Source organism: Dyella sp., assembly GCF_035277725.1.
In the GTDB taxonomy this organism is placed as follows: domain Bacteria; phylum Pseudomonadota; class Gammaproteobacteria; order Xanthomonadales; family Rhodanobacteraceae; genus Dyella_B.
Genome location: NZ_DATEJY010000053.1, coordinates 64916 through 71751, shown reverse-complemented (window position 1 = coordinate 71751; position 6836 = coordinate 64916). Strand labels below are relative to the sequence as shown.

6 protein-coding genes are annotated in these 6836 nt (G+C 61.7%); 3 read left to right on the top strand and 3 right to left on the bottom strand.

What is annotated here, in order from left to right; translation table 11 throughout:
• From VJR68_RS04820 to tssH, 3 genes are all read right to left on the bottom strand, one after another.
• Window positions 1-331, bottom strand: a 331-nt coding sequence (locus VJR68_RS04820; protein ID WP_324146431.1) for a hypothetical protein, incomplete at its 3' end; no start/stop codon positions are given.
• A gap of 9 nt (window positions 332-340) precedes the next feature.
• Window positions 341-1081 carry a GH12 family glycosyl hydrolase domain-containing protein gene (locus tag VJR68_RS04815; RefSeq protein WP_324146430.1) on the bottom strand — a complete coding sequence of 247 codons (741 nt, stop codon included), beginning with the start codon at window positions 1079-1081 and terminating at the stop codon, window positions 341-343.
• 604 nt (window positions 1082-1685) lie between these two features.
• On the bottom strand, window positions 1686-4412 hold the full coding sequence (gene tssH / locus VJR68_RS04810) for a type VI secretion system ATPase TssH (protein WP_324146429.1): 2727 nt from the start codon (window positions 4410-4412) through the stop codon (window positions 1686-1688).
• Between the two features lie 368 nt (window positions 4413-4780).
• On the opposite strand from tssH, the gene VJR68_RS04805 reads away from it, so the two are divergent.
• Genes VJR68_RS04805 through tssE form a run of 3 tightly spaced genes read left to right on the top strand, consistent with a single transcriptional unit; the run spans window position 4781 to window position 6836 of the window.
• Window positions 4781-5458 carry a TagK domain-containing protein gene (locus VJR68_RS04805; RefSeq protein ID WP_324146428.1) on the top strand — a complete coding sequence of 226 codons (678 nt, stop codon included), beginning with the start codon at window positions 4781-4783 and terminating at the stop codon, window positions 5456-5458.
• A complete protein-coding gene (locus tag VJR68_RS04800; RefSeq protein ID WP_324146427.1) occupies window positions 5455-6321 on the top strand; it encodes a type VI secretion system accessory protein TagJ in 867 nt (288 codons plus the stop codon). The genes VJR68_RS04805 and VJR68_RS04800 overlap by 4 nt, the downstream gene beginning before the upstream one ends.
• Window positions 6318-6836: a type VI secretion system baseplate subunit TssE gene (gene tssE, locus VJR68_RS04795; RefSeq protein WP_324146426.1), complete on the top strand. Its 519-nt coding sequence runs from the start codon at window positions 6318-6320 to the stop codon at window positions 6834-6836. The genes VJR68_RS04800 and tssE overlap by 4 nt, the downstream gene beginning before the upstream one ends.

The following is a 6836-nucleotide window of genomic DNA, read 5'->3' as shown; positions in this document are numbered from 1 at the left end:
ACTGAATGGGCATCCGCGCGATGGCGTTCTTGAGCCAGCCTCCCAGTGGCCGGCCCGAGGACGCGCCAATCATCGGCGGCATGCGCAGCGGTTGACTTTCCTCCCTTTGCAACCGTTGTCGACTCGCGGCGCCGAAGATGTATCCGCCCACATCTTCGGCGCCGTTTTTTTGTGCGAGATAACTTTGACGTGGCCTTTGTAGGCTGGAATGAAATCCCAGCTCGTGCAGGCATGGCAGTGCTGGGATTTCATCCCAGCCTACGCTAGGGCACAAAAAGCAGCCCTCCCCCACTGCTGCAGGGGAGGGAGCTGATCCGGCAAGATCGGGCAAAGGTTTTAGCTATTGCGCATTCACCTGGAACCAGGTGGTGCTCACCCAGCCATTGCCACGCGTGATCTCGCAGCCTGCTTCCACCACATCCAGGTACATCGACTTGCTGAAGCTGGCGCGGCCGACCAGTTTGTTGAAGAAATGCATGATGTCGATGTTGGCGCTGCCGCTGGTTGGCAGGCTTGCCGGCACACTGCTGCGCTGAGGCAGGAAGGTGTAGACGTAGTAGCCTGCAGCGGAGTTGTCGCCGTACCACAAATCATACGTCACGCCGTTTTCGGTGATCACGCCGGTGGCGATCGGTGAGCCGATCGGGTAGGAGTTGTTGCCGGCCCAGATCATCACTTCCAGTTGCGGCGTGGATTTCTGGTTGTCGTTGCGCAGGAACATGTCGTACGCAAAATCACCCGCCATGTTGCTGCCGCCGGAGGCATACGAGAACGCCGCCGGAATCGTGCTGACGGTGGAAAGCTGTTTCGGGAACAGCGTGTCGCCGGTGGGATTCCAGCCGTAATGCCAGCCGCGGATGCTGGCCGGATAGCCGTACAAGCTGTAGCTGGAGAAATTGAACGAAGCCGTCCATTGCGGATATTGGCCGCTGGATGGACTCCACGCGATATTGCTGTTGTTGAAATTGTTGTCCCACGCGAAATACGACGAATAGAGATTATAAGCACCGGCATGCACCGTACTGGCCACACCTGTGCAAAGCAAAACCCCGGCAACCATCGAAGCAAGCATCTTCTTCATGTTCTATGTCTCCCGATGTGAATGATTCAAGCCATGTTGTTGGCGTGCAAACATCTGCGGGGAGTTGAACCCCTTATGCGTACATGGATTGTTACTCCCCTCTTTCGTGCAGCGAATGCGGCTGCACGATCAGTCGCTATCGATAATGGCGCACGCGTGCAGCGTCAAATCAAAAATCGCGGATATGCGTTTGAACATCCAATTTCGTAAGGGATGATTTTTGTTTTGATAAACAGCGTGAACATTGCGTCACGATGCACATGCACTACGTGGGCTGGGATGAAATTCCAGCATCAGATGCTGCAAAAGAAGCCGGGATTCGCTCCAGCCTGCGTTGTCGCCTCAGGCCAAAAATCTGTCTTCAAAATGCAGCACGAAAAAACGCCGGCATGGATTCACATCCATGCCGGCGCCGTCCAACCAGCGCCACCAGGGGTTGGTATGTCGCTGCTTGCACTTGGGCGTTCGCGGTCTGGGGCCGCGAACGATATGGAAAGGCTAAAACCGGATCGCTCGCGCCGGGAGGGCTGGAGCGATCCAACAAACTGTACAAATGGGCCAAGCAGTGCGAGCAAGCAAAAATCAACCCGGCGCCTTGAAAGAATCATTCCTCACTCATTGCCATGTCCGCGGATGGGGCATCGCCTTCCTGGGAACTGCCGCCACTCGACTCGACACTGTTCGTGCGGAACACGAACTCCTGCTGCGGTGGCGCATCAATGTTCGCGACGTCGATCTCGATGCCTGCCAGCGCAGTGCGCGTGGCCACCGTATCGAGCCACAGCCCTGCCAGTGGCGGCAGCAGGTGTTGCTCGATAAAGCCGATCAACACGCGCGCACCGGTTTCCTGCACCAGGCAGCGCTGCACGATGTAGTCCAGCACTGCTGGCGTATAGCTGAGCGCAACGGCATGGTTCTGCGCCATGCGCGTGGCGACGCGCTGCAAATGCAGGGCGACGATCCTGGCGAGCGACGCGCTGGCCAGCGGCCGGTAGGGCACCACGCTGACGCGGCCAAGGAACGCCGCCGGGAAGGTTTTCAGCAATTCAGGCGAGAGGGCTTCGCGCAGGGCTTCCAGGTTCGGCATCAGTGATTCGTCTGCGCACAGGGTTGCCGTGAGTTCCGCGCCGGCATTGCTGGTGAGGAGAATGGTGGTGTTGCGGAAATCGATATAGCGGCCGTCACCGTCCTCCATGTATCCCTTGTCGAACACCTGGTAGAACATCTCGTGCACGTCGCTGTGCGCCTTCTCGATTTCGTCGAGCAACACGACCGAATAGGGCCGGCGACGCACGGCCTCGGTAAGCACGCCGCCTTCGCCGTAGCCGACGTAGCCCGGCGGCGCGCCCTTGAGACCGGAGACGGTGTGCGCTTCCTGGTATTCGCTCATGTTGATGGTGATCAGGTTCTGCTCGCCGCCATACAGGGCTTCCGCCAGTGCCAAGGCCGTTTCCGTCTTGCCCACGCCGGAAGGGCCGGCGAGCAGGAATACGCCCAGCGGCTTGCATGGGTCAGCCAAACCAGCGCGCGCGGTCTGCAGGCGCGCGCCCAGTTGCTGGAGGGCTTCTTCTTGCCCGATTACGCGAGCTGCCAGCGTCTTGGGAAGCGTCTGCACGGCAGTCCCCTCGTCGGTGACCATGCGGCCGACTGGAATGCCGGTCCAGTCCGCCACGATTTCCGCGATGACCTGTTCGTTGACTTCCGGAAATACCAGCGCTTCTCGGTTTTGCAGATCCGACAGCGTCTGGCCGAGATCGCGCAATCGTTCCACCGGCACGGCTTCGTGCGCGGGTAAGTCCAGTGTATCGCGTGCCTCGGTCAGTGCCTTGGCCGCTTCGGCCTGTGTCTGCCAAGTAGCGGCGAGCGCGTGCTCTTGCTGTTCCAGCTCGGCGATGTTGCGCTGTGCCTGCGCAACCGCATCCGCACTGCCCACGCCCATGCGCGCCTCATCGGCAAGCAGCTCCGCCTCGACCCGCAGCGCATGCAAGCGCTGCCGTATCTGCTGCAGCCCGCGCGGTGGTGCATGCTGCGACAAGGCTACGCGGGCGCAGGCTGTATCGAGCAGGCTGATGGCTTTGTCCGGCAGCTGTCGCGAAGGAATGTAGCGATGCGAGAGGCGCACGGCTGCGCGGATCGCCTCATCCAGCACCACCACGTCGTGATGCTTCGACAGCGTACGCGCCAGGCCGCGCACCATGTCGATGGCGGCCAGCTCTTCCGGCTCGGCCACTTGCAATACCTGGAAGCGGCGCGTGAGTGCCGGGTCTTTTTCGATATGCCGCTTGTATTCGGCCCAGGTCGTTGCGCCGATCGTGCGCAGCGCGCCGCGTGCCAGCGCGGGCTTCAACAGGTTGGCCGCATCGCCGGTGCCGGCCTGCCCGCCCGCGCCGATCAGGGTGTGGATTTCGTCAATGAACAACACCACCGGCACCGCCGATTTGGTAGCCGCCTCCAGCACGGATTTGAGGCGAGCCTCGAACTCACCCTTCATGCTGGCGCCGGCAAGCAGGCCGCCGACGTCGAGGCTCAGCAGGCGCACATCGGCCAGGGACGGCGGAACATCGCCCGCCACGACGGCTCGCGCCAGCCCTTCCACCACCGCGGTCTTGCCGACACCGGCATCGCCGGTGAGCAGCGGGTTGTTCTGCCGGCGGCGCAGCAGCACGTCGATCATGGTGCGGATTTCCAAATCGCGCCCCACGACCGGATCGATCTCGCCGGCACGCGCGCGTGCGGTGAGATCGGCGCAATACTGCTCAAGCGGTGCGCTGCTTGCCGATACACCGCTTATCGCCTGGGAAGACTCCCCGGGCACGGCGCTGCCGAAATCGCTGCGGTCGTAGGGCGCATCGTCCGCCTCGGGCGAGCCATCCACCCATGCGGGCAACACATCGTGCAGGCCATCGAGCGGTAGCTTGCCGAACAGTGGCGAGATTCCCAGCAGCACGCGGCGCAATTCGGGTGTGCCGATCAAGGCGGCCATCAGCCACGCACCACGTACGCGCTTGTCGCCGAACGCGAGCGTCGCCAACACCCAGGCGCGCTCGATCGCGGTTTCGATGTGATGCGAGAAATCGCTGAGCGAACTGGCGCCGGACGGCAACGCCGACAGCGCGCCTTGTATGTCGCGATCGAGAAGTTCCAGGCTGATGTCGTTATGCCGTGCGATGCGATGCAGGTCCGAATCGGGCAGCACGAGAACCTGATGCAGCCAGTGCACCAGCTCGACATAGGGATTGCCGCGTAACTTGGAGAACGACGTAGCCGATTCGATGCTGCGAAAAAGTGTAGTGCCGAGTTTGCCGAACAGCGCGTGACGGGAAATGAACATGGTAGTTGAGCGTGATGATGGAATAGAGAGCGAGGCAAGCCGCTGCGTGCATGGCGCGGCGCCAAACCGAAAACGTCTACGCGGCAAGCTCTTGCTTGACGTCGTCGTCGACGAAGGCAGGATGCGCTGAATGACGTCCGGGAAACTTGCCAATGGCCTATGGCGACACCTGGCGAAGTTCCTATTTGCAGCGGCATTTGCGTTTTTTGCGCAGCTTAGCCAGCACGTTCGCCCGAGTATTTGGGCAAGCGCCCATATTCCTACCCAAACCCCATCACTAGCATTCCATCACTCGCTTCACGGCCCACACGTGCATTCACCTCATCGCCAGGCCGCACTCACTCTCGCCCCATGGGATCTGATCAGCGATGACCTCAGACGACACTCGCCGGAACAACACCGGCCAGCATGCGGACATCACAAACATATCCGCCGGCGCCATGCCCACCGCCAATGAAACGGCGGCGCCGGACGATTTCAGCGATCTGATTGCATTGGCCGGCGTGCATGTCTACGACCAGATGTATCACAACGCACCGGGCGACGACGGCCTGCTCACCGGGCACTTCGGTGCGGGCCTGCCGGGTGCCGCACATAGCGAATTGCCGCCGGATGTCGGCACTATCGATCCACTCGCCGCATTGTCGAACGAGTATTGGGAAGCCCTGCTCGACCGCCAACATGGACTGACGCACGAACTGCGCAAGGCCGCGGCCAGCACCATGTCGCTGCCGCCACCGCCACCGAGTCCGTTCGACGAAGCCGAAGCGCCTGCAAGGAGTTCGCTGCTGGAAGTGTTGATCCAAGGGCGAACCATCGACTCGGTACTGGACGAACTCGACGCCTTCGACAGCCATCATTTGTTCGAAGCGGACCGGCAACACGAAGTGCTCGCGCTGTTTGCGCCGGACGACACGCGGTCGCAACGCATTCGCCCGACCGCCCAGCTCGCCCGCGAAGAACACCATCTCATGACGGTGGATAGCCATCTGCCGATGTTGCATTCCACCGATACCGACCATCCCTCATCCACGAATCTGCCATGACTACCGCATCCCAACCTCAGCCCGACGAAGACTTGACCATGCTCAACGGGCTGCTCCGCACGCACAGCCTGGCGGAACTTACCGCCCGCACCACCGAAGCCATCCGCAAACAACCGGTGAATGCCAACGAACGCTGGCTGCTGTTCCAACTGCTGTGCATGGACGGCGAATGGAACCGCGCGCTGCAGCAGTTGCAAGCCTGGGCCAAGCTGGTGCCGGATGGCGAACAGCGCGCCACCTTGTATGGTGAGCTGGTACGCAGCGAGTGCTTCCGTATCGAGGTCTTCGCCGGCAAGCGCAAGCCCGGCCATATCGATCCTTGGCCGCAGTGGGTGGAACAATTGGTGGAAGCCAACCGATTGCTCGCCGCCGGCAATGTGTCCGCCTCCGATGCACTGCGGGAAACCGCGCTGGATGCAGCGCCCGCCACGCCCGGCACCAGCCCGCAGGTAGGTGCATTCGAATGGATCTCCGACAGCGACAGCCGTCTTGGCCCCGTGTTCGAGCTGGCCGTCACCGGCGGCTATCGCTGGATTCCCTTTGATGAACTCAGCTCGATCAGCCTCGCCCCCATCACCACGCTCATCGACCTGGTCTGGCGCCAGGCTACCGTCACGTTGCGCAGCAACGCCGTGTTGCGCGGCTATGCGCCGGTGCGTTATCCCGGCTCCGAAGCAGCGGCGGCAGAACTCAAGCTTGCGCGCAAAACCGAATGGACGGATATCGGCGCCACCGGCGTCATCGCACTGGGACAGAAAACCTGGACTACCGATCATGGCGATGTCGGCCTGCTGGACCTATTGGCGTGCCGCTTCCATCACGACACGACACCCGACGCAGCGGCACCTGAAACACAGCCATGAATGCCTCCGACGCACGTAACCGGCAGGCTTACATGCCCTCGCTGCTGGACCGCCTGCTGGACGACCAGCCCGGACGGCAGACCGAGCCGCCGAGTGCCTATGCACCGGACGCCGAGGGCATGCGGCGAATCGTGCGGCGTGATCTTGGTCTGCTGCTCAACACCACCAACCTGCACGACGAGATCGAGCCGGAGCGCTATCCGATTGCCGCCGCGTCCGTCATCAACTACGGCATTCCCGCCCTGGCCGGCGGTTACGTCAGCGACCTCACCTGGCACATGCTGGAACGGCGCGTGCGCACGGCCATCACGCATTTCGAGCCGCGCCTGATACCCGAATCGCTGCACATCAAGCCGGTCGACGACAAGGCGCCCATTCACTACAACAAACTTGCCTTCCAGATTCACGGACTGGTTCGCTGGGCACCCTACCCGCTTGAATTTCGCATTCAAAGCATGCTCGATGTCGAAACGAACGCCATCACCTTCGTTTCCACCCAGGCCGGTGTGAACTGA